The organism is Amycolatopsis sp. NPDC114503, assembly GCF_055633655.1.
Genome location: NZ_JBVKDT010000004.1, coordinates 568,313 through 589,377 on the forward strand (window position 1 = coordinate 568,313; position 21,065 = coordinate 589,377).

The 21,065-nt window shown below is 70.2% G+C and carries 20 protein-coding genes; 10 read left to right on the forward strand and 10 right to left on the reverse strand.

Features of this window, described 5'->3' with window-relative positions; translation table 11 throughout:
* The first annotated feature begins 31 nt into the window (after positions 1–31).
* Entirely contained in the window at positions 32–589 is a 558-nt protein-coding gene (locus ACZ7OI_RS19700) for a type VII secretion system-associated protein (protein ID WP_470265626.1), read from the forward strand.
* Here ACZ7OI_RS19700 and ACZ7OI_RS19705 read toward each other — a convergent pair.
* Complete coding sequence (locus ACZ7OI_RS19705; RefSeq protein ID WP_470265627.1) at positions 550–1,560, reverse strand: helix-turn-helix domain-containing protein; 1,011 nt, start codon at positions 1,558–1,560, stop codon at positions 550–552. The two genes, ACZ7OI_RS19700 and ACZ7OI_RS19705, sit on opposite strands and share 40 nt — an antisense overlap.
* A gap of 168 nt (positions 1,561–1,728) precedes the next feature.
* Between ACZ7OI_RS19705 and ACZ7OI_RS19710 the strand changes: the two genes are divergently transcribed.
* Positions 1,729–3,621, forward strand: coding sequence for a putative Ig domain-containing protein (locus ACZ7OI_RS19710; protein WP_470265628.1), 1,893 nt, complete (start codon positions 1,729–1,731; stop codon positions 3,619–3,621).
* A 65-nt stretch (positions 3,622–3,686) separates the two neighbouring features.
* Here the strand turns inward: ACZ7OI_RS19710 and ACZ7OI_RS19715 are convergent, their stop codons facing one another.
* The gene (locus tag ACZ7OI_RS19715) at positions 3,687–4,649 is read right to left on the reverse strand and encodes an ArsR/SmtB family transcription factor (protein ID WP_470265629.1); all 963 of its coding nucleotides are present in this window, start codon (positions 4,647–4,649) and stop codon (positions 3,687–3,689) included.
* Between the two features lie 176 nt (positions 4,650–4,825).
* Here ACZ7OI_RS19715 and ACZ7OI_RS19720 point away from each other — a divergent pair, with 176 nt between their 5' ends.
* Positions 4,826–5,410 (forward strand): hypothetical protein, encoded by a 585-nt coding sequence (locus ACZ7OI_RS19720; protein ID WP_470265630.1) that lies wholly within the window; start codon positions 4,826–4,828, stop codon positions 5,408–5,410.
* 52 nt (positions 5,411–5,462) lie between these two features.
* Here the strand turns inward: ACZ7OI_RS19720 and ACZ7OI_RS19725 are convergent, their stop codons facing one another.
* From ACZ7OI_RS19725 to ACZ7OI_RS19740, 4 genes are read right to left on the reverse strand one after another with little or no spacing between them, the layout of a single operon-like run.
* Positions 5,463–6,380 carry a ribokinase gene (locus tag ACZ7OI_RS19725; protein WP_470265631.1) on the reverse strand — a complete coding sequence of 306 codons (918 nt, stop codon included), beginning with the start codon at positions 6,378–6,380 and terminating at the stop codon, positions 5,463–5,465.
* Entirely contained in the window at positions 6,377–7,411 is a 1,035-nt protein-coding gene (locus tag ACZ7OI_RS19730; protein WP_470265632.1) for a phosphotriesterase family protein, read from the reverse strand. The genes ACZ7OI_RS19725 and ACZ7OI_RS19730 overlap by 4 nt, the downstream gene beginning before the upstream one ends.
* Entirely contained in the window at positions 7,404–8,399 is a 996-nt protein-coding gene (locus ACZ7OI_RS19735) for a DMT family transporter (RefSeq protein WP_470265633.1), read from the reverse strand. The genes ACZ7OI_RS19730 and ACZ7OI_RS19735 overlap by 8 nt, the downstream gene beginning before the upstream one ends.
* Positions 8,400–8,430: 31 nt before the next feature.
* A complete protein-coding gene (locus tag ACZ7OI_RS19740; protein WP_470265634.1) occupies positions 8,431–9,183 on the reverse strand; it encodes a glutamine amidotransferase in 753 nt (250 codons plus the stop codon).
* Positions 9,184–9,296: 113 nt separating this feature from the next.
* Between ACZ7OI_RS19740 and ACZ7OI_RS19745 the strand changes: the two genes are divergently transcribed.
* Both ACZ7OI_RS19745 and ACZ7OI_RS19750 read left to right on the forward strand, forming a co-directional pair.
* On the forward strand, positions 9,297–10,286 hold the full coding sequence (locus ACZ7OI_RS19745) for a LacI family DNA-binding transcriptional regulator (protein WP_470265635.1): 990 nt from the start codon (positions 9,297–9,299) through the stop codon (positions 10,284–10,286).
* Positions 10,283–11,341, forward strand: coding sequence for a M20 family metallopeptidase (locus ACZ7OI_RS19750; RefSeq protein ID WP_470265636.1), 1,059 nt, complete (start codon positions 10,283–10,285; stop codon positions 11,339–11,341). The genes ACZ7OI_RS19745 and ACZ7OI_RS19750 overlap by 4 nt, the downstream gene beginning before the upstream one ends.
* Positions 11,342–11,642: 301 nt before the next feature.
* Here ACZ7OI_RS19750 and ACZ7OI_RS19755 read toward each other — a convergent pair whose 3' ends face one another.
* The 3 genes from ACZ7OI_RS19755 to ACZ7OI_RS19765 form a co-directional block, all read right to left on the reverse strand.
* Entirely contained in the window at positions 11,643–11,783 is a 141-nt protein-coding gene (locus ACZ7OI_RS19755) for a hypothetical protein (protein WP_470265637.1), read from the reverse strand.
* Between the two features lie 231 nt (positions 11,784–12,014).
* Positions 12,015–13,094 carry a DUF6801 domain-containing protein gene (locus ACZ7OI_RS19760; RefSeq protein ID WP_470265638.1) on the reverse strand — a complete coding sequence of 360 codons (1,080 nt, stop codon included), beginning with the start codon at positions 13,092–13,094 and terminating at the stop codon, positions 12,015–12,017.
* Positions 13,095–13,160: 66 nt separating this feature from the next.
* Positions 13,161–14,399 (reverse strand): DUF6801 domain-containing protein, encoded by a 1,239-nt coding sequence (locus ACZ7OI_RS19765; protein WP_470265639.1) that lies wholly within the window; start codon positions 14,397–14,399, stop codon positions 13,161–13,163.
* A gap of 321 nt (positions 14,400–14,720) precedes the next feature.
* Between ACZ7OI_RS19765 and ACZ7OI_RS19770 the strand changes: the two genes are divergently transcribed.
* Genes ACZ7OI_RS19770 through ACZ7OI_RS19780 form a run of 3 tightly spaced genes read left to right on the forward strand, consistent with a single transcriptional unit; the run spans position 14,721 to position 16,986 of the window.
* A complete protein-coding gene (locus ACZ7OI_RS19770) occupies positions 14,721–15,284 on the forward strand; it encodes a hypothetical protein (protein ID WP_470265640.1) in 564 nt (187 codons plus the stop codon).
* Entirely contained in the window at positions 15,281–16,465 is a 1,185-nt protein-coding gene (locus ACZ7OI_RS19775; protein WP_470265641.1) for a lipase family protein, read from the forward strand. Before ACZ7OI_RS19770 ends, ACZ7OI_RS19775 begins: the two co-directional genes overlap by 4 nt.
* Positions 16,466–16,476: 11 nt before the next feature.
* Positions 16,477–16,986 (forward strand): GtrA family protein, encoded by a 510-nt coding sequence (locus ACZ7OI_RS19780; RefSeq protein WP_470265642.1) that lies wholly within the window; start codon positions 16,477–16,479, stop codon positions 16,984–16,986.
* Between the two features lie 51 nt (positions 16,987–17,037).
* On the opposite strand, the gene ACZ7OI_RS19785 is transcribed toward ACZ7OI_RS19780, so the two are convergent.
* Positions 17,038–18,219, reverse strand: a complete 1,182-nt coding sequence (locus tag ACZ7OI_RS19785; RefSeq protein ID WP_470265643.1) for a PucR-like N-terminal domain-containing protein — start codon at positions 18,217–18,219, stop codon at positions 17,038–17,040.
* Between the two features lie 198 nt (positions 18,220–18,417).
* Between ACZ7OI_RS19785 and ACZ7OI_RS19790 the strand changes: the two genes are divergently transcribed.
* Entirely contained in the window at positions 18,418–19,617 is a 1,200-nt protein-coding gene (locus ACZ7OI_RS19790; protein ID WP_470265644.1) for a PucR family transcriptional regulator, read from the forward strand.
* A 473-nt stretch (positions 19,618–20,090) separates the two neighbouring features.
* Positions 20,091–21,026 (forward strand): alpha/beta fold hydrolase, encoded by a 936-nt coding sequence (locus ACZ7OI_RS19795; RefSeq protein WP_470265645.1) that lies wholly within the window; start codon positions 20,091–20,093, stop codon positions 21,024–21,026.
* Positions 21,027–21,065: the final 39 nt, after the last annotated feature.

Consider the following 21,065-nt stretch of genomic DNA (forward strand, 5'->3'; position numbering starts at 1 on the left):
AGATTCACCGGACGAGGAGGAGGTGCCGGCGATGTCCGAGGACCAGTGGGTGCTGCTGGTCGACCCGGCGTGGCAACCGGCGTCGACGGCCGAAGGGGCCGAGGTCCCGAGCCCGCCGCCGCAGGCCGTGGTGGGCGGCTGGCTCGCGCGCGAGGACGGGTCCGTCAGCCGCTTCGAGCCCAACCCGTCCTACGAACCGGCGGCCGAAGACTCCCCGACCGACCCGCTGGACGCCGTGCTCCGCCTGACCGCCCGCGGCGAAGCCGGCTTCGACCAGCTGGCATCGGTCTTCCGCGAATCGGCCTTCGCGGTGGCTGTGGACGTCGATGAGTTTCCGCTCGTCGCGCCGTCGCCGGACAACATCCCGTGTCTGCTCGTCACGACCGCACCGGCACACCGCCGCCGAGTCCGCGCCGCCGGGTGGCGTCCGGCCGCGCCTGCCGATCTGGTCCGGCTGCTGGACAGCTACGAGGACGTCGACTTGCTGCTCAACCCCGGTGCGCCGGGTTGTCTCCGGTTGCTGGCCGACAGCGTCCGCGAGATCACCGCTCACAGCGGCACCGAACGCACCGCCGAGACGCCCGGCTGAGCATCCACCGAAAGCCAGTCGTTCCGAGTCGCGTGCAACGCCAGCTGGAACCGGTTCGCCGCCCCCGTCCTGGCCATCAGGTTCTCCAGGTACCGGAACATCGTCCGCCTGCTCACCCCGAGCACCCGGGCCACCTGGTCGTCGGTGAGACCGGCGGCGAGAAGCCCCAGCAGCCGCCGTTCGCTGGGCCGGATCTCCGGGCCGGAGGCGTCGTCGGCGAGGCCCAGCGGCAGCGCGGTCTGCCAGCACATGTCGAACAGCCCGGCGAGGGCGTCGAACAGGCCGCACGACCGGATCAGCAACACCGTGCGGTCCGCGCCGGACAGCGCCGCGCAGTCGTCGACGATCAGGAGCTTCACCGGGACCTCGGGCAGAACCCGTGCCTCCTCGCCGCTTTTCCCGCAGGGCAGGATGTTTTCCGCGACGTACTCGGGACGTTCCAGCGCGAGCCTGCCGTAGACCGCGCGGTAACGGACGCCCCGGGCCAGGTTCTCCAGCTCGATCTCGTTGGCGTCCGCATCGGCGTAGTACGGCGGGGAGTCCAGTCCGCGGACCTCCATGCGCGCCGCTCGCTCCAGCTGCTGCACCCGTTCGGCGGCAGTGGTTCCGCTGACCACCTCGATCATCGGGTCGGCGTCGTAGCGGACCGAGTGTCTTCGGTACTGCTCGTACAGGCGCGTCATCGCCGCCCGGGCTCCGGCCAGTTCGGCCTCGCGTTGCCTGGTCAGCACCTCCAGCACCGGTTCCGGGCGGAGTGCGGACATCGGCGAGCCGGGGCCGTCGACCGGGCCGGCCAGCCCGATTCCGGCCAGCACCGCCAGCACGCGGCGCACCTCGCCGGGGTCGCGGCCGGTGTCGAGCGCTAGCCGATCAGGCGGAACCGGTCCCGACGAAAGTAGGTCGAGATAGATTTCTGCTTCGTCCGCTTTGAGCCCGAGAGTCAAGAGATGGCCGATTGCTTCGGGAACCATTCGGAGGCACCTCCACCGGGCTGACCGACACCATTGCGCCACTGGCACCAGCGCGTCACCGCCGGGGCTGAACGAACTGTAGACAACTGGGCACCGAATGGCCCGACGCCGTTCGCAGGAAATTCCCTGGGAGGGATCGTGTCCCGTTCAGCCCGAAGAATCCTTGCCATGGCCGGTTTCGCGGCCTTGGCCTTGACTGCCCCGGCCCTGCCCGCCGTGGCCTCGCCCGCCGCGGCGCATCCGACCGCCCGCGTCTGCGCCGAGAAGGCGAAGCCCGGCATGGTCACGTGTTTCGCCGAACGCCAGACCGACACCATGCGCGCGCTCCTCACGCCGGGCGCGCTGCCCGGCGGGTTCGGTCCCTCGGACCTGCGTTCCGCCTACAACCTCACCGCCGCGGGCAGCGCGTCGGCCACGGTGGCGATCGTCGACTCCAACGACGACCCGAACGCCGAATCGGACCTCGCGAGCTACCGCTCCACCTACGGGCTGCCCGCCTGCACCACCGCGAACGGCTGTTTCAAAAAGGTGAACGAAAACGGGCAAACCAGTCCCCTTCCGACCGCGGATTCCGGCTGGGCCGGCGAAATCTCGCTCGACGTCGACATGGTTTCGGCGATCTGCCCGAATTGCCACATTCTGCTCGTCGAAGCGAACCAGCCGAGCATGGCCGATCTCGGCACCGCGGTGAACACCGCCGTGTCGATGGGCGCGAAGTACGTGTCCAACAGCTACGGCGGCGGCGAAGACGGCACCGAACCCTCCTCCGACTCGAGCTACTTCCACCACCCCGGCGTCGCGATCACCGCGAGCACCGGCGACAGCGGCTACGGCATCAGCTACCCGGCCTCGTCGCAGTACGTGACCGCGGTCGGCGGCACCTCGCTGAGCCGCAACAGCAGCGCGCGCGGCTGGGGCGAAACCGCTTGGAGCGGCGCGGGAAGCGGCTGCTCGGGCTACGTGGCCAAGCCGTCGTTCCAGAACGTCACGACCAGCTGCGCCAAGCGCGCCGCCGCTGACGTCTCGGCCGTGGCCGACCCGCAGACCGGCGTCGCGGTGTACCAGACCTACGGCGGCAGCGGCTGGGCCGTCTACGGCGGCACCAGCGCGTCCGCCCCGATCATCGCGTCCGTGTATGCCCTCGCCGGCACGCCCGGCGCGTCCGACACCCCCGCCGCCTACCCGTACTCGCACACCGGCAACCTCAACGACGTGACCTCCGGCAGCAACGGCAGCTGCTCCGCCTCGGTGCAGTGCAACGCCGGCCCCGGCTGGGACGGCCCGACCGGCCTCGGCACCCCCAACGGCACCGCGGCGTTCAGCGCGGGCCCTCCGAGCGGCGGCGTCACGGCGGCCAACCCGGGCAGCCAGAACGGCGTCGTCGGCACCGCGGCGAGCCTGCAGCTGTCCGCGTCCGGCGGCAGCGGCGGCTACACCTGGACCGCCAGCGGCCTGCCCGCCGGGCTGTCGATCAGCTCCGGCGGCTTGATCTCCGGCACGCCGACCACCGCGGGCACGTACTCGGTGACCGCGACCGCCAAGGACTCCTCGGGCGCGACCGGCTCCACCACCTTCGGCTGGACGATCGCCCCGACCGGCGGCGGCACCTGCTCCGGGCAGAAGCTGGGCAACCCCGGCTTCGAGAGCGGCACCAGCCCGTGGACCGCGTCCAGCGGAGTGGTCAGCACGTCGTCCAGCGGCGAATCCCCGCACGGCGGCACGTATCTCGCCTACCTCGACGGCTACGGCACCGCGCACACCGACACGGTCTCGCAGTCGGTGAGCATCCCGTCGGGCTGCCACGCCACGCTCAGCTACTACCTCCACGTCGACACCGCCGAGACGACCACCTCGACGGCTTACGACAAGCTGACCGTCAAGGCCGGTTCGACCACGCTCGCCTCGTACTCGAACCTGAACCAGGCGACCGGATACCAGCTGCACACCGTTGACATGTCGGCCTTCGCCGGCCAGACGGTGACGCTGACCTTCACCGGCACCGAGGACTCGAGCCTGCAGACGTCGTTCTGCCTCGACGACACGTCGCTGACTGTCAGCTGAACCCCGAGGAAAGGCCGTCCCGTACGCGGGGCGGCCTTTTCGGGCTGTGTACGGAACTTTGCGGCTCAGCTCGGTTGGGCGGCGAGCAGATCGAGCCCGAGCGGGGTGCACTCGTGGCAGACCGCTTTGCCCTCCCGATGCGAAACGATCAGGCCCGCCTCTCGCAAAGTCTTGGTGTGCAAGGACGCCGCTGCTACGGAGACGGACAGCTCGCGAGCCAGGCCGGTCGTGGTGCGGCCGGTGATCAAGGACCGCAACGCCTCCGCGCGGGTGGCGCCGAGCAGCGCGGCCAGCGGGTCCGGCGCCTCGGCCGGGGCGAGCAGAGGCAGCGGGGTGAGCGCGGGATAGATCAGCGTGGTGGGCCCGTCGGCCCAGTACGCCACCAGCGGGTATCCCGACCACAGCAGCGTGGGCCGGAGGACAAGGCCGTGCCCGTGCAAGGTCAGGTCGAGGTGGCGGGGGAAGTTCGCTTCGAGGGTCAGGCCGTTCCAGCGGAGCATCGGGCGGAGGCTGGCGAACAGGGCGCTGATGCCTTGGCGCGCAAGGATTTTCGCTCGCCACGCGGTTTCGGCGTCGAAGCCTGCCCGCAGACTGTGCCAGCGTTCGGCGAGGACGCTCCGGTAGCCGGCGCGCAGCGCCTGGTCCAGCGTTTTCCACGCCTCGCGGTCCTGCCCGGCCAGCCGCTTCGTCCAGGAGGTCAGCGGCCGGTCGATCGCGCAGACCCGCCGCAGTTCGGCGCGCACCTCGGCCCGCGGCGTGGACAGCACGCGGTCTAGCCCCTCTTCCACGGTGCGGCTGGGCGGATCGAGGAACATCGGGCCCGCACCGGAGGGCGAGACGAGCTGCAGCAGCCGCCTGCCTTCGCGCGGGAGCTGCCGCGCGACCTGCTCGCGCCACGGGACGAAGGCCGGATCCGGGTCGCGGCGCTGCAGCATCTGCATCGCGAGGGTCAGCTCGCCGAGCGGCGCCGGATGTTCGGCGATCGACACGTGCAGAAGATCCTCGGGCGTGCAGCGCAGCCGAAGCACGGAAACCCCCTTGTTTTGAGTTCTAGCTTAAACCATCGCGCTCCGGCCTCCGGGTGCGCGAATATTGGTTTTCCGGCAGGGGGACGGGGAAAACACCGAGCGGCGGCATCGCATCCGGCCTATCGGCATACGCCGTTCGCGCCCTCCTGGACATTTCCAGCAGAAGAGGGGTTTCCATGCGAGTGAGAATCGGCGGGTTGCTGGGGGCGGCATTGGTTTCGCTGGCCGCCGTCGCGACAGTGGCGACGCAGGCGGACGCGGCTCCCGCCAGCACGGGCTTCGCGGCGCAGCTGCGGTCCGCGGGGTTCACCGCCCGGCAGGCTGCCGCGCTGCAGGGCGAAATCGACCGTGACCTGGCGATGCTGCACGGCAGGCAGGTCACGCCCAATCAGATCGTTACCGGCGACAATTCAGTGATCACCTATCCTTTGCCCGGCGACAAGTATGCGCACGCATTCGGCGACGGGCTGAACGGCAGCGACCCGCGCACGCCGTACGAGCTCTGTTCCTACGGCGCGTTCTGCGGGTGGAAGGAAGCGAACTACGAAGGAAAGGGATTCACTCACGCGGCCTGCGGCGATTTCTACGAGATCCCGGACGGCTTCAACAGCGGCGGGTCCTGGAGGAACAACCAGACGCACCACTACACGACGTCGTTCTGGGGCAAGGGCAAAACCTATTTGTCCACCTCGCCGGAGGCCTACTACACGCAGCCGCACGGGAACTGGCACCCCGTGTGGTTCATCTCGAACGACTGCTGACTGATGCGATGACGACAGGCGGCGGCGTCCGGCGAGGATGCCGCCGCCTCAGTCACGCGTCGAGGACCTCGGCCAAGGCCGGCAGAGAAGGATGCGCTCCGTGCCGCGTCACGACGACGGCGGCTACTTTGGCCGCGAACCCGCAAGCTGCCACCACCTCCGCGGTCGTCGGCTCGCCGGGGATTTCCGCGAGCCGCGCGGCAAGCGCTCCGACGAACGAATCTCCGGCGGCAGTGGTGTCCACAGCCCGTACGGCAATCGCGGGAACGTGCACGGACGACGACGCGTCGAGGACCGCGCATCCCTCGGCCCCGAGCGTCACGATCACCCACCGGCATCCCGCGGCGAACAGTCCGGCACTGCCGGGTCGCAGACCGTCGACCGGGTCTTGGCCGGTGAGCTGCCGGAACTCGATTTCGTTCGCCACCACCACATCGCTGAGCGGCAGCAGCTTCCCGGCCAGGTCGTCAACGGGCGCGGTGTTGAGCACCGTCAGCACGCCACGCTCGCGAGCAGCCGCGAACGCGCGTTCCGTCGCGTCCACCGCCGCCTCCAACTGGCCCACCACAACCCGAAGTCCCGGCAACTCGCCGATCGCCGTTTCGGCCGCCGCAGCCGGAATGTCGGCGTTCGCCCCGGCCACGACGACGATCGAGTTGACGCCCTCCGCGTCGACGGTGATCGCCGCCCGCCCGGTAGGCAGCGCGGACCTGCGCAGGTGCGCGACGTCCACGCCTTCCGCGAGCAGGGCTTCCCGGTACTCGTCGCCGTCCTCGTCCTGGCCGACGCACCCGATCACGGCGACCTGGGCGCCGAGCCGGGCGGCGGCGACCGCTTGGTTGCCGCCCTTTCCGCCCAGCTCCCGGCTCGTCGAGAACCCCATCAGGGTCTCCCCCGGCTCCGGAATGCGGGGCGCCTGGACGATGTGGTCGACGTTGAGCGACGCGACGACCGCTACCGCCGGGCTCATGCGGCCAGCCACCGAGCCGGGACGTCCCGCATCAGCCGGGCCACCGCGTCCGCCGCCACGCCCTCGGCTTCGAGCAGATCGGCGAACACCGTCGGCACGAACACGAGCCCGTTCCCGCCGTTGTGCGTCCACATCTGCTTCAGGAACAGGTCGTGCGACAACATGATCTGCTCCCCGAAACCCTCGTGCACCCACCGCGCCACGGCGCGAGCGGTCTGGGAAACCGTCGGGGCCACGCCTTCGCCGGGGAACGAGATGTCGAGGCCGATCATGTCGAACTCCAGCAGCACGCCGCGTTCGAGAAGCTCGCGCTGGTAGCCCGGGTCGTCGCCGGACGGATCGCTGTGCGCCAGCGCGACTTTGCCGGGAAGCGCACCGCATTCGTCCAGCACCAGGTCCAGCACCTCGTGCCCGCGGCGCTGCCAGCCCGGCATGTGGATGTTGAGCCCGACGCCCGGCCGTTCCGCCTGCGCGAGGGCCGCGGCACGCAAGGAAGCCCGCTCCCCGTCGGTGAACAGCGGAGAGACGCCGACCTCGCCGATGACACCGGCCCGGATTCCCGTTTCGCCGACGCCCTCGTCCAGCTCCGAGAGAATGCGCGCGGTCTGCGCTTCGACGGTGACCGCGGTAATGCGCTCGCCCTCGAACTTTTCCAGATACGCACCGGTGCCCATGATGACGTTGACCCCGGTCGCCTCAGCCACCGCCGCCAGGGCTCGCGGATCCCGGCCGATCGCCGCGCTTCCGGTCGCGTCGACGACCGTGCCGCCGCCGGCCGCGGCGAACGCGGCCACCTCGCGCACGACGCTCGCATGGTCCTTCACTGCCACGTTATCGGTGCAGCAGTAGGGATCCTGGCGAAGCAGGAACTGCCAGTCTGGCCCCACTTCCGCCTCGACCAGCCGCCGCGTGGAGGCGTAGGCCGGTTCGGCGACTGCGGACGACAGGTCGTTGAAGAGGTGCTCGTGCGGAAGCACCAGCCCGAGGTCCGCGGCGTCGACCGCACCGAGGACGCCGCGCACCTCAGCCACGATGCACCTCGGCCGGCTGGGCGAGAACCGCCGGTTCGGCTGTGTGCCGGGACGGAATCATCGCGATCGCCGCGGCCGCCAGCGCCACGCCGGCGCCGAGCACGGTGACCAGGTGCAGGCTGGAACCCGCCGCGGGAGCGACGATTTCGAGCAGCAGCGACCCGATCAGCTGGCCGGCGGTGGAGGCCAGGCCCAGCAGCAGGAGTCCCAAACCGCGCACCAGCAAGGCCATCAGCGCGATCGAGAGGAGACCGAGCGGCCCGCCGAAGTACATCCACCACGTGCCCGGCAAGGCGAAGTGCGCGCCGGCGGTCGCCATCCGCACCGCGTACACGAGGCCGAGCGCCACGAAGCCGATGAGGAAGTTCCAGGTGATGGAGATGAACATCGAACCGGACAGCAGGCCGATCTCGGAGTTGCCCGCGGGCTGCCAGCCGGCGAGCAGGCCGCCGACGAACGGCATGATCGCCAGCGCGATCATGTGCGGGGCCGACCAGTTCGGGGAAACGACCAGCACCGTGGCGCAGACGGCCAGGATCGCCCCGGCGACGCGCGGCGCGCTCATCGCCTGTTTGAACGGGACGCCGATGCCCAGGCGGTCGCACACCACGCCGGAGATGACCATGCCGGAGATCAGCGAGGTCTGGAAGATCGCCACCCCGAGGAAGCCCACGGTCACGCCTTCGGAAAGCACGATCACCGCACCGCACAGGCCCGCGAAGAAGTTCCACCGCGGGATCTCGCCGCGCACCAGCTGACCCGGCAGCCGGAAGAACGCGGCACGCGTCCGGGCACGCGCCAGCACGATGATCAGCATCAGCACGAGACCGGTGCCGAAGGACACGAGCGCGGCGGCGTGCCCGTCGCCGAGCGCGGTGCCGAGATGTCCGTTGACCAGCGACTGCAACGGGCCGAGCATTCCGGCGAAGACGGTCGCGATCGTCAGTACGACGGCCGAGGTCGCGCCGCGTGTGGGTGACGTACTCATCGAATCCTCCTTGATCCTGAGTGCGCGCGGCTCAGATTTCGCGTCCGGCAAGCCAGGTCAGCGCCTGCGCGAAGAGCTTGCCGTAGCCGTCCCAGCTCATGAACTCCTCCGGAGCCCAGTGCGGGGAGATGTCCGAGGTGAACGCGAGGGTGCGGCCCTGCCCGACCTGGCGAGCGGCCAGCATGACGTCGCCCTCGACGGTGGCGAGCAGCTCGGCGTCCGGCTTCAGCGTGGTGTGCTGGTAGCCCAGCAGGATCGGCCATTCCCGGTCGAGCCCGGCGACGACCGGGTGGCCGGACTGCACGACCTGGGCGCGGACGCCCTCCGGAGTCTCGACGCGGTCGTCGAACGGGTCGATGTCGACCGGGAGGATCTCCTCGATCGGCGTCCGGTGGTAGTTGGCCTTGCCCTCGAAGCCCTGGAAGCTCAGGTAGCCGCCGGCCATCATCAGGCCGCCGCCGCCCTGGACCCACTCGCGCAGCAGCTTGAGCCGGTTGGGCGCGGGACGGCCGCGGGTGAACGTGTCCGGGTGCAGCAGCAGGGTGTTGGAGCCGACGTCCGACAGCAGGACGACGTCGTAGGCCGCGAGTTCCTCCAGCGTCTGCGGGAACTTCTCGGCCACGTCGTGCGAACGCAGGTGAGTCACCTCGACCCCTTCCGCCGCCAGCGCCGCCAGCAGCCGCGCGCACCCGATCTCCACCTGAGTGTGCGCGAACGGGTCGTATCCCTTGTGGTCGATCGTCGCACTGACCCACGACTCCCCGGCTAGCAGGACCTTGACCATCGACGACTCCTTCGGGGCGAAAATGCTTAGCGCGTGTTGCGCAACGTAGCGCAACAACGCCAATATAGGATGCGGTTGCAGTCGCCGTCAACGCTCGAACGGGGAGGAGCCGGATGTCGCTGGCGAAGGTGGCCCGAGAGGCCGGAGTGGCCGTGTCGACGGTGTCGAGGTACGTCCGGGGGGAGCTCCACGTCGCCTCCGAGACGGCCCGGCGCATCGACGCCGCGCTGTCCTCCGCAGGGCATCCGCCGGTGCAGAAACAGGTCACCGGACTCAGCCTCGGCCTGGTCGTCCCGTCTCTGGACAACCCGTATTTCTCCACGCTGGCGGACGCGGTGGCCGACGCCGCCGCGGCGGACGGCATCGACGTGTTCACCGCCCTCACCGGCTCGTCGCCGTCGCGGGAGCGCGCCAGCGTCGAACGCCTGATGCGGGTGCCGGACGTGGGCGGGCTGATCTATCTGGGGATGAACACCACCAACGAGGCCTTCGCGAACCGGCTGGCAGGCGACTTCCCGGTGGTCTTCCTCGACGAGTACGTCGAGGCCGCCGGGCCGCGGATCGCGCACGTCACCGCGAACAGCTTCGGCGGCGCCTACCAGGCGACCACCCACCTGATCTCCCAGGGCCACCGGCTCATCGCCCACGTCGGCGGCCCGGCCGGACTGCGGACGGCCGACCAGCGCGAGGCCGGATACCGGGCGGCCCTGAAGGCGCACGGGGTCGAGGCCGACGAATCGATGATCGTGCGCGGCACCTTCAGCTCGGCTTTCGGCATGAACTTCTTCGCGCACATGGCGCGGGCCGGCGCCTCGCCGACCGCCGTGTTCACCGCCAGCGACATCGCCGCGGTCGGCCTCCTCGAAGCGGCCCGCCGCGCGGGGGTCGCGGTGCCGGGAGACCTGTCGGTGATCGGCTGCGACGGGATCACCCTCGGCGAATGGACGTCGCCGCGGCTGACCACCGTCGCGCAGCCGACCGAGCAGATGGCCCGCAAGGCGGTCGACGAGATCACCCGTCTCGCGGCCGGCGACAGCCCCGCGGACCACGTGCTCTCCATGCAGCTCGTCGTCCGCGAATCGACCCGGGAGTACTCCGCATGACCGACGAAGCCCTCGCTCTGTTGCGCGACCTGGTGCGCCAGGACACCACTTCCGGCGACAGCGCCGCGCAGGCGGGGGCGCAGGAGCTGGCCGTCTCCTACGCCACCGCGACTGCGGGCGTACGCGTGCTGCAACGCTCCACCGCCGGCCGGCCGTGGGTGCTGCTCGGCACCGGTTCAGGCAACGGGGTGCTGTTCGTGTGCCACATCGACACCGTCCCGGTCGGCTCCCCCGGCCTGTGGGAGCGCGCCCCGTTTTCCGCGGACGTCGACGAGGAGTTCCTGCACGGACGCGGCAGCGTCGACATGAAAGGCGGGCTGGTCGCCGCCTTGGCCGCGTTGCGCAACGCCGCGGAAGCCGGTGCCGACGCGCAAGTCCTCATCACCAGCGACGAAGAGATCGGCTGCCGGGGCGCGGCGGAGGCTTCGGCTTCGCTGGATCTGACGCCGCGGCTCGTCGTGGTCCCGGAGGCGACGAGGAACCGCGTCTCGCTCGGACATCGCGGAGCCACCTGGCTACGCCTCGCCGCGACCGGCAAGGCCGCCCACGGGTCCACGCCCCAGCTCGGCTGCAACGCGATCCAGCTTCTCGCCGACCGGGCTCTCGGCGCGCTCGGTTCCCTCCCGCTGTCCACTGAGGACTATCTGGGCGAGGAAACCGTCAATGTAGGGACGTTCGAGGGCGGAACCGCGACGAACATCGTTCCCGCGTCGGCTGTCCTGACGCTGGATGTGCGCACGGTGGACGGTGGCGCGCCGGTGATCGCTTGGGCCTCCGCGCTCGATCCGGCGATCAGTGCCGAGGTGGATCTCGATCTGCCCGCGGTTCGGACGTCTCGCCTGCCGGACGCGCTCGCCGGCCAGGTCACTGCTCCTGCCGCGACGTACTTCACGGACGCTTCGGCCTTGGCCGGGTCGGTGGCCGGTGCGCCGATCGTGATCTGGGGTCCGGGAGATCCCCGGCAGATGCACGCGGCGAACGAGAAGCTGGAACTGGCGTCGTGGCGGCAGGCGTTGCGCAACTATCGGGAGCTGGTGTTGTCCGTCGTGCGCTGAACTCCGCCGTGGAAGTCCTTTGTGGACTAAATGATCGGGCCGTGTTCCTGTGCCGCACGGAGATGAGGGGCGGATTACGGCGCTGCCCGTCAATCCGGCGGGCGACGATCACCGCTGGAGAAACGAACTCTCCCGGGACGCTCGTCGCGCGCGAATTGACGCGGAATCGCCCGAACAGCACCCCGGCGCAGGGCCTTACGCCCGGTCGCCCTCGTCCGGGCGCGCGAGGTGCTCGACCGTGTCCAGTTCAGCCTCCCGATGACGCCCAGCGCCGCGGGCCGCGCGTTGACGTTCCGGAAGCTCACGTCGGCGATCCCCCGTCGATCACCTCGACGAGTTCCTTCAGGACCCGGCGCCGGCTCGCCCGGCAGGACTTGGCGAGATGGTCGGGCAGGTCGGATTCCGAGCGGAACATCAGCCGGAAGCGGTCCGGGTCCGACATCGATGTCCTGCAGCGTCGTCCCGGCGACGCGCACGGATACGAGGTGGCACCCAGGTGCTCGGAGCGTTGAACCCGCGCCGCGCAGCACTGGGAAGCAACCTCCCGTCGACAACGGTGTTTCAGCCTCCACCGACGAAGTGCTTTCCCTGCAGCATAATACCGTACAACGGGGCACGATGCTCGCCCGACGACCCAGACGAACACCATGCCCCGCCTCCCGATCCCCCGGGCCTAGCGCGCGGCCAGCGCAACCGCGAAAGTGTTGCCCTCTCCCTGAAATAACGAGCTGAGGTACGCAGTAAAAGCACCACAACCAGTCAACGGCGGGATCGAGTAAGTCCCGGTAACCGATCCACCCGAGACCAGCGCGAACCCAGCTCCAGTGCGCAGCTCGACCGGGATCGGCGCACTGGCCCGGCAGCCCGCGTCCGCGACCGGCAACCCGAACAGCGACACCTGCGGCACCGCCAACGCGAGCTTCGTGTGCGTCACGAAACCACCGTCGCCCAACGAGCCCGTCTGCTCGCCGTCCGGTGCGAATCGCAATTCGGCGATGCCTGGCACGAAACCGAAGAGCTTGAAGTCCGCGCGCGCCGGGTCGAATGCCGGGCGGCTGCTGAACGAAGGCTGCGTGGCGACGGCGAAAGACCCGTTGAGCGGCACCGTCGCGCCCAATGCCTTCAACGTCGTGGCACCCGTGAGGCCGTAGCTGTAGCCGCTCTGCGTGGTGCCGACGTCGAAGCTCAGCAGGACCGCGTCCTGTCCCGGGTCGAGCGTGCAGTCCGAGGTGAACGAGCCCAGTCCGGTGAACGAGCCGTCGGCCTTCTTCGGCGTCAGCCGGGTGCTGAAGCTGCCGAGGGTCACCGTCGTTTTGCCCGCGTTCGGCACCACTATCGGCGGCACCGAGCCGGTCGCCTGGGCGGTGAACGGTCCTGGCTGCGGCAGCGCCGTCTTCGCCACGGTGAGCGGCACGGCCACCGGCAGGGTCAGCGAGCCGTTGGCCAGCGTCACCTCCGCGGCCGCCGTTCCTTCGATGCTCGCGGCGCCGACCAGTGCCAGGCCGCGCGCGGCTTTGTCGGGAACGGCCACCGAGACCGCGAGGTCCGAGGTCGTGAGCGTGCCGCCCGGCGAGGACGGCGCGTCGAACGACGCTTTCACCTCGACGTCCAGTTTCTGCTCCCCGATCAACGGAAACGGGCAGGTGTAACTCAGCTTCTTGTCGACCCGCGTCGCCGCGGCCGCGGGAGAGACGAGGCAGACGGCAGCGAGGCAGGCGAGACCCGCCGCGAGCAACCATCGGGCTTTCGGCACGGGTTTCCCCTTTCCGGGGCATGGCACCGGCCCCCGCCGCGCCGCGGCGGGGGCCGGCAGATCCGGTTACTGGCGGGCGAGGTTCAGGTCGAGCGAGTTGCCGTCGCTCTTGGCGAACGCGCTGATCCAGTCGTTGAACGAACCGCAGTTCTGGAACGCCGACAGCGCGTAGGTCCCGGTCAGCTTGCCGCCCTTGAGCAGGTCGAAACCGTCGCCGGTGCTCATCTCGCTGGTCGACGGGCTGACCGTGCCGCACTTCGGGTCGGTGCTGATCGGGAACCCGAACAGGCTGACCGTGGGCAGGAAAACGTCGAACTTGATGTGCGCCTTGAACCCGGTGCCCACCAGTTCGCCGCTCTGCGTGCCGTTCTGCACGACCTTGACGTCCGCGCTGCCCGGCAGGAACCCGAGCAGCTTGAAGTCGGTCTTGGTCGCGTCGAGCTTCAGCGAGCCGGTGAACTTCTTGGCCGCGATGTCCACGTCGGCGTCGAAGCCGCCCTTGATCGGCGCGGTGCTGCCGAGCGATTTCAGCGCGGTCTTCCCGTCGATGCCGAACACGAACTTGGTGCCCCCGGGCGGCGGCGTGTCGGAAGTCGGCGGCGGGGTGACCGACGTCGGAGGCGGCGTGTCGGAGGTCGGGGGCGGGGTGTCCGAGGTCGGGGGCGGCGTCGACGTCCCGCCGCCGCCGTTGATGGTGATCGTGGCGAGGGTGTTGTTCTGGCCAGGGTCCTGGGTGCACGGCGCGTTGATGGTGCCGTCCGGGGTGATCCCGGTGACCGAGCCGTCCGCCTTGCGCGGGGTGACCTTGAGCGCCAGGTCGCCCACGGTGATCTTCGCCTGGCCGGGCTGGGTGAACGTGAGCGACGGCGTCTTGCCCGTCGCGTTGATGTTCATCTCGCCCGAAGCCGGGATGTTCGTCTTGTCCAGCGCGATCGGCACGCTGACCGGGAGGTCGAGGCCGGGCGCGGCCACCTTCGCGCTCGCGGTCGCGCTGCCCTCCAGGGTCGTGGCCCCGATCAGGCCCAGCCCGCTGACCGTGTCCGCGTTGATGGTCGACACGGCCTTGATGTCGAAGGCCCCGGTCGCCTGCCCGGCGTTCACCGCGGGCGGCAGGTCGGTGTTGATCACCACCTTCAGCGACTGCGAACCCACCAGCGGGAAGGTGCAGTGATAGTTCAGCGTCAGCGAAATCGGGTCGGCGGCACTGGTCTGGGCCCCGACCACCAGCGCGGCGGCGACGAGCCCCGCCGCACCCGCGGCCGCGGCGGCCACGACCGTCTTCTTCTTGCCTCTTGGGTGACTCACGATGGTCCTTCCGTGTATCAACAGTGATACGAAAAGGCGGAGCGTTGTGAACAGAAATCGCTACCGGACAGTAAGCTAGCGAGCGTTCGGAGCGCCGATCAAGAGCTTTTGCGGAAATCCCGGGGACAGCTCCGCAAATTGTCACCTCGGCACGCCGCGCGGACCTTTTTCCTAGCAGGCACAGGCGACTTTTCCCAGTACTGCCCCCGCACCCGGACGCTGACGGGGGTGACAACTCCGAATCCGGAAATGTTCACGCGCGTGCCAATCGCGCATTCCATTCTTGCCCGCCCGCGATCGTGCTGCGTAGCCTCGAAAACCATGAACAGAATGCACAGCGCGGTGCTGGCGATGTCGGCTGCCGTGCTCCTCTCGTGCACTGCCTGCTCCTCGGACGCACCCGCGGCCTCCGGCCGGCACGCCGATCCGGCGGCGCTCGCGTGGGTCGACAAGGTGTGCGCCAGCGTGGCCTCGGGCTCGGCAAAGCTCTCGCAGCCGCCGGCCGCCGACAGCGCCGCCCCGGGCAAGACGCGGGACGCGATGGTCGCTTTCCTGGACCGGCTGGGCTCGGCGCTCGGCGACATGGCGGGCGGCCTCCGCGCGGCCGGCGTGCCTCCCGTCCCCGACGGTCAGTCCGCAGTGGACAAAGCCGCCGCCAACCTTGCCGAGACCACGAACAAAATCGCCTCGACGAAGTCCACAATGGAACAGGCGAAGGTGGACGACCAGGCGAGCCTGCGCCAGGCGGTCGCCGCCGCCGACGCGACGATGGGACAGCTCACCGACCCCGAAGGCCCGATCAAGGACCTCCGGGCGAACCCCGAACTGAACCTGGCCTTCGCCGAATCCGCGACCTGCAAGCGCGTCTACGGGACGAGTTCATGACAGCCCGCCGCGCGCTCGCCGCGCTGGTCGCACTGGTCCTCGCCACGACGCTCGCCCCGGCAGCCGCGGCGGAGCCCGGAACCGGCCCGGCCGACGACTCGTTCTACACGCCGCCCTCGCCGCTGCCGCCGGGCAAACCCGGCGACGTCATCCGCTGGCGGCCGTCGAATGCCGGGCCGCGCAAGGCGTCCGTCGACGCCTGGCAGGTGATGTACCTGTCCACCAACGCACTCGGAAAGCCGGACGCGGTCACCGGCACCGTGCTGGTGCCGAAGAACGCGGACCGGGCCAGCGCGCCGGTCGTCGCGTTCACCCCCGGAACGCACGGTCCGGCGTTCGCCTGCACTCCGTCGAAGATGATCGACATGGGCGCTTTCTACGAGCAGCCCGGCCTCGACGACCTGCTCGACGCGGGCTACGCCGTCGCGGTCCCGGATTACGAGGGTTACCAAAGCTCCCCCAAAACGACGTACGTCGTGGGACGGTCCGAAGGCCCGGCGGTGATCGACGCAGTACGCGCGGCCCAGCGACTTGCCCCGGCCGGGCTTTCCGGCACGTCGAAAGTGGTCTTCCGCGGCTATTCCCAGGGCGGCGGCGCGGCGGTGTGGGCAGGCGAACTCCAACCGTCGTACGCCCCGGAACTGAATCTCGCCGGGATCGCCGCCGGCGGGGTGCCCGCCGACCTCGTCCAGGTGACGCTGCAGCTCGACGGCAAATTCGGCTTCGGGGTCTTCGCCTACGCCCTGCTCGGCCTCGACCAGGCGTACCCGGAGCTGAAACTCGACTCGTTCCTCAGCGACAACGGCCGCGCGAAGCTCGCCGAGATGAAACAGAGCGCGTGCACGTTCGAACTGCTGACCACGTACGCGAATCAGAAGATCACCGACTACACCACGAGTCCGGGCTACATCCAGCCCGCGTGGGCGGCACGGCTGGCCGAGAACAAGCTCGGCGCTACCCCGCCGAAGGCCCCGCTGTTCCTCTATCACGCCACCGGCGATCAGCTGGTCCAGTTCGCTCAGGCCGACGCCCTGCACAAGACGTACTGCGCCGCCGGCGTCCAGGAAATCTGGAAAACCTACGACACCGACCACATCACGCTGGTCTACACCGGCAACGCCGACGTCCTGTCCTTCGTCAAGGACCGGATCGCCGGCAAACCGGCCGCGTCGAACTGCTGATCCGCGAAACCATGCCCGAGCCGCGAGCACTGTTTCGCTTCGCCGTCGTCGGAGCGGCCGCCTACGGGGTCACCATGCTGGTCGACTACAGCCTCAAACTGACTGTGCTGCAAGAGAAACCGGTGACCGCGCTGGCGATCGCGACTGTCGCGTCGACGGCGTTCGCATACTTCCTGTCCCGCCAATGGTCCTTCGTGGACAGAGGCGGCCACGGGCGGCTGCGAGAGGCGGCGCTGTTCTTCGCCGTCAATGCCGGTGCGGTGGCGGTGAATCTCTTGCCACTGCTGGTATCGCGGTACGTCCTTCGTCTCGAAGAGTCGCAGATCGGCTACCTGGCACAGGAAATCGCGGACTTCGTCGCGGGAATGGTGCTGGGCACGGCGGCGGGCACGGCGTTCCGCTGGTTCGGCTACCGGCGGTGGGTGTTCCCGCGACCAGCTCGTCCGAAGGAAATCGACGGCGAGCTGGTCGCGCAACGGCTTCCCGGGTCGCGAGGCGAGCCGATCGCTAAAATTCCGTAAATACCGGACACGGCAAAGTTTCCGGCGCCGCCCGGCAGGCGGGCGTTCGCCTCACACCCGGTCCGGCAGCGCCCGCTCCGCCAGCAACGCCAGTTCGAGCCGCAGCCGCTCGCCGGGGTCGGTCAATCGGTCCCCGAACAATTCGGCGAGCGTTTTCAGCCGGGCGCGGATCGTCTGCGGGTGCAGGTCCAGCGCTCGCGCGAGTTCCGGGGCGCTTCCCCTCGTCTGCACCAGCACCAGCAACGTCTCCGCCAATTGCCCGCGACGCTTCTCCGGCAGCCCGGCGAGCGGGGCGAGCGTCGTTTCGGCCAGCTGTGCCGCCAGGAACTCGTCCGCGAGCAGCAGCAGCGCCGGCACGTGGTCGCGGCACCAGACCACCGGGCCCGGCGCGTCCAGCAGGCCCCGGGCCGCCAGGTCGGCCGCGCGGCGCGCGACCCGGAACGATTCGGCCGCCGAGCCGGGCGGCACCAGCGGGCCGACCGCCGCCGTCCAGCCCGCGGGCAGTCCGGCGAGTCCCGCCAGATCCGTGTCCGGCGCGGCGGTGAGCGCCGTCGGCGGATCGCCCGCCGGATCCGCGAGGACGTGGTCCGGAAGCAGGCCCGGCGGAAGCTTGGGCGCACCCGGCAGCGCGCGGAACACCACCACCGCGACCCGCGCGGGCAGCCCGGCCGGACTGTCCTCTTCGGTCCGCTGCCCGCCGTCGAGGAGCGCGCGGAGCACGCGGCGATTCCGCTCGCCGTCGCCGGACATCGCCGCCTCGGCCGCGCTGTAGCCCTCCGCCACCGCCGCCGTCGACGTCTCGACATCGCCGAGCATGCCTTCGGCCATCCCGTAGACGACGTCGCCGGACACACCGGTTTCCTGGGCTATTTCGGCGATCCAGCGCCACATCACCCGGCTCGCGACGCGCACCGCCGCCTGCACCGACTCCCGGCTGAGTCCTTCGTGGAACGCCGTCCGCCCGTGGGCGCGGAAATCGGCGAGCCGGTCGCTTTGCCACATCGCGGGGGCGCCCACGCGGTCGATGTCCCGTTCGATCCCCCGCCGGGTCTGCTCGATCGCGGCGGTCCGCCCGGGTTCGCTGCCGAAGCACCCGGAATATTCCGGGATCTCGGCGGCGATGGCGGCGACGCACGCCCTGGCGATCTCCGGGATCCGCGGGCGCACCGCATCGCCCAGCCGGCGCGGGAGCCGCGCCCACACGGAGCCGTCCGGAGCGGCGGAACTGCGCATGGCGTTTTAATCCCTCACTCGGAAATTGACGGTTCAGGAATAATCGGCACCAGCCGGCACGGAGCGTAGAACGCACACTCGTCCGTGTCAAAAGGACGGGTTCGCGTCGCTCTTTCGAGTACCGATCGTTCATTTTTAGTGACGCACGTTTTCAGCTACGCTCACCTCCCTCCGCCCAAGCGCTTCGAAGGGGGATTCGTGGTCGAGTACCGCAGCTTCGCTCTGCTGGCCTCCCTGCCGCGCGCGCTCGGCGCGTGCCTGCGCCCGCACGCGGCGCACGCCGCGGCCGCGATGATCCAGGAGACCCAGCGCGCGGTCCCGGCCTACGGCCAGCCGCTCAAGGGCGTCTTCGGGAAGGTGCTGATCCGCAGCGTCGAGTACGCGGTGCTGCATTGCGTGGACTCGATGGGCGCCCCGGATCTGCCGCACGAGGAGTGGATCGAGTTCTACCGCGACCGCGGCGCCGTGGAGTTCGGCGAGGGCCGCAACCTCGACGCACTGCAGGACACGGCCACGATCGGGGCCAGGGTCGCCTGGCGGGCGATGCACCCCGCGGTGGTCGCCGCGGGCGTCGATCCGGCCGTGATCTCGGTCGGCGCGGAAGCGATCTTCGCCTACGTCGACGAGCTGTGCGCCACCGCGATCGCCGGCTACCAGCAGGCACAGGCCGACGCCGAGGGAGCCGTGCCCGCCCGGCGGCGACGGCTGCTGGAGCTGATCGTCCAGGCTCCGGAAGGCGCGGCGAGCAGCATCGCCGAACTGGCGAGCGGAGCGGGGTGGCCGCTGCCCGAAACGACCGCGATGGTCGCTCTCGAGCGCGGTCCCGGGGCCCCGGACTTCCCGGCCGAACTGCTCGGCGACGGCGTTCTCGCCGACCTCGACGGTCCCGAGCCGCATCTGCTCGCCCGCGACCCGGACGCGGATCTGGCGCCGCTGGAGGCGATGCCCGCGGGCTGGCGGGCCGCGGTGTCGCCGACCGTGCCGCTGGCCGACGCCCCGGCCGCGTTGCGCACCGCGCGCCGGGCACTGCAGCTGTCCGGGCCGGAGACTCCCGGCCCGATCGTCTGGTGCCGCGACCATCTGGCCACGCTCTGGCTGCTCGCCGAGGACTTCCTGGCCGCCGAGCTGGCCCGGCAAAGCCTCGACCCCTTCGCCTCGCTGAGCGCCAAGCAGCGCGAGCGGCTCAGTGAAACCCTGCTGGCCTGGCTGGAAACCCGGGGCGGGGCACCGGAAATCGCGCAGAGGCTCGGCGTGCACCCGCAGACGGTCCGCAACCGGCTGCGGCAGCTGGAGGGATTGTTCGGCGACCGGCTCAAGGACGCCGACGACCGGCTCGGCATGCAGCTGGCCCTGCGCGCCCAGCGCCTCATGCGCGCGCATCGGCCGCCGGAGAACTGACCGGCGGCTGGTCGACGGGCGCGGTCCGGAGCTGGGAACGGGCGTCAAGGACTTCCGCGAAGCGGAGAGCGCCCTCGCGCCAAAACCGGCGGATCGACCGCGCGATCGCCATCCGGGACGACGCCCGGCCGGTCCCGCATTCCAGCCTGCTGGCCGGCATCGGCAGCACCCGTCGCCACGCTCTCCCGCCACGCCGCGGCGAAGGCGGGCGGCGTCCCTGGGGAGCGAAATGGATCGTCGCGCGGCACGACATCAGCGCGCCCGGTGCGTCATTGCGGCCATGCGTCGAGGATGACCCGGACGCCGCCGCACTGTCGACACGCCGTTCGGCGGCCGGCGGAAAATTCGCACGCGCGGCCGATTTCCCCTTTCCTTTCCTGTCACGTGCGTCCCGAATTCCCGGAAAGTGGCGTTTGCCACAACGCGGGAAAGCGCCGGCTGCCCTAATTTCGGATTCGCGAGAAAGGCTGCCGATGACACTCGAGACCTACACCCTCTCCCTCCACGGCCGGCGGGTCCGGCTGCGCGAATACCGGCCCGCGGCGGACACCGGCGACGAGGCGGTCGTGCTGCTGCACGGAATCGCGGGCAGCATCGAAACCTGGGCACCGGTTTTCGCCCGCCGCAACGCATTCGACCGCCGCGTACTGGCACTGGACCTGCCGGGGCACGGCGGTTCCGACGCACCCCGCGCGGACTACGGGCTCGGCGCGATGGCGAGCATCGTGCGGGACGTGCTCGCGGTGTCCGGCGTGCGGCACGCGACCGTCGTCGGACATTCCCTCGGCGGCGGGATCGCGATGCAGTTCTCCTACCAATTCCCGGAAATGTGCGACCGGCTGGTTCTCGTCGGCAGTGCCGGGCTCGGCCCGGAAGTGAGCCCGGTGCTCCGAGCCGCCGCGCTGCCCGGCGCGTCCGCCTTCCTCGCGCTGGCCGTCAACCCGGCGACCCTCGCGCTCGCGCGCCAGGCGGCCCGGCTGGGGAGGCGGCTCGGCAGGTCGTTGAAAACTGAAACACGTGAACTGGCCCGGCATTTCGCCTCCCTCGCCGACCCCGCGCGGCGGCGGGCCTTCCTGTCCGTCGCGGGCAGCCTGATGGACCTGCGCGGCCAGCGCGCGAGCGCCGCGGAGAAGCTGTACCTGGCCGAATCGGTGCCGATGCTGCTGGTCTGGGGAGCACGCGACCCGATCGTCCCGGTCGCGCACGGGCGCCGGACCGCCGGACTGGTGCCGGACAGCAGGCTGGTCGTGCGCGAAAACGCGAAGCACTTTCCGCATGTCGCCGACCCGGACTGGTTTTGCCTGCTGCTCAACGAGTTCCTCGCCGGCACCGAGCCCGCGCGGCTCACCTTGGCCGACGTGGCGGCCCGCCTGGAAACCTCGATCGGGGATTCGAAAACGCCCGCCTGAAAATTGTCATCCGGATAGCATCCGCCGGGTCCGGAGGTA

Coding starts and splice junctions, on each gene's coding strand:
- ACZ7OI_RS19720 (WP_470265630.1), top strand. CDS start 4,826: ATGCGAGTGAGAATCGGCGGGTTGCTGGGGGCGGCATTGGTTTCGCTG.
- ACZ7OI_RS19740 (WP_470265634.1), bottom strand. CDS start 9,183: ATGGTCAAGGTCCTGCTAGCCGGGGAGTCGTGGGTCAGTGCGACGATC.
- ACZ7OI_RS19705 (WP_470265627.1), bottom strand. CDS start 1,560: ATGGTTCCCGAAGCAATCGGCCATCTCTTGACTCTCGGGCTCAAAGCG.
- ACZ7OI_RS19780 (WP_470265642.1), top strand. CDS start 16,477: ATGCCCGAGCCGCGAGCACTGTTTCGCTTCGCCGTCGTCGGAGCGGCC.
- ACZ7OI_RS19755 (WP_470265637.1), bottom strand. CDS start 11,783: ATGTCGGACCCGGACCGCTTCCGGCTGATGTTCCGCTCGGAATCCGAC.
- ACZ7OI_RS19795 (WP_470265645.1), top strand. CDS start 20,091: ATGACACTCGAGACCTACACCCTCTCCCTCCACGGCCGGCGGGTCCGG.
- ACZ7OI_RS19770 (WP_470265640.1), top strand. CDS start 14,721: ATGAACAGAATGCACAGCGCGGTGCTGGCGATGTCGGCTGCCGTGCTC.
- ACZ7OI_RS19710 (WP_470265628.1), top strand. CDS start 1,729: ATGGCCGGTTTCGCGGCCTTGGCCTTGACTGCCCCGGCCCTGCCCGCC.
- ACZ7OI_RS19700 (WP_470265626.1), top strand. CDS start 32: ATGTCCGAGGACCAGTGGGTGCTGCTGGTCGACCCGGCGTGGCAACCG.
- ACZ7OI_RS19750 (WP_470265636.1), top strand. CDS start 10,283: ATGACCGACGAAGCCCTCGCTCTGTTGCGCGACCTGGTGCGCCAGGAC.
- ACZ7OI_RS19735 (WP_470265633.1), bottom strand. CDS start 8,399: ATGAGTACGTCACCCACACGCGGCGCGACCTCGGCCGTCGTACTGACG.
- ACZ7OI_RS19725 (WP_470265631.1), bottom strand. CDS start 6,380: ATGAGCCCGGCGGTAGCGGTCGTCGCGTCGCTCAACGTCGACCACATC.
- ACZ7OI_RS19745 (WP_470265635.1), top strand. CDS start 9,297: ATGTCGCTGGCGAAGGTGGCCCGAGAGGCCGGAGTGGCCGTGTCGACG.
- ACZ7OI_RS19785 (WP_470265643.1), bottom strand. CDS start 18,219: ATGCGCAGTTCCGCCGCTCCGGACGGCTCCGTGTGGGCGCGGCTCCCG.
- ACZ7OI_RS19775 (WP_470265641.1), top strand. CDS start 15,281: ATGACAGCCCGCCGCGCGCTCGCCGCGCTGGTCGCACTGGTCCTCGCC.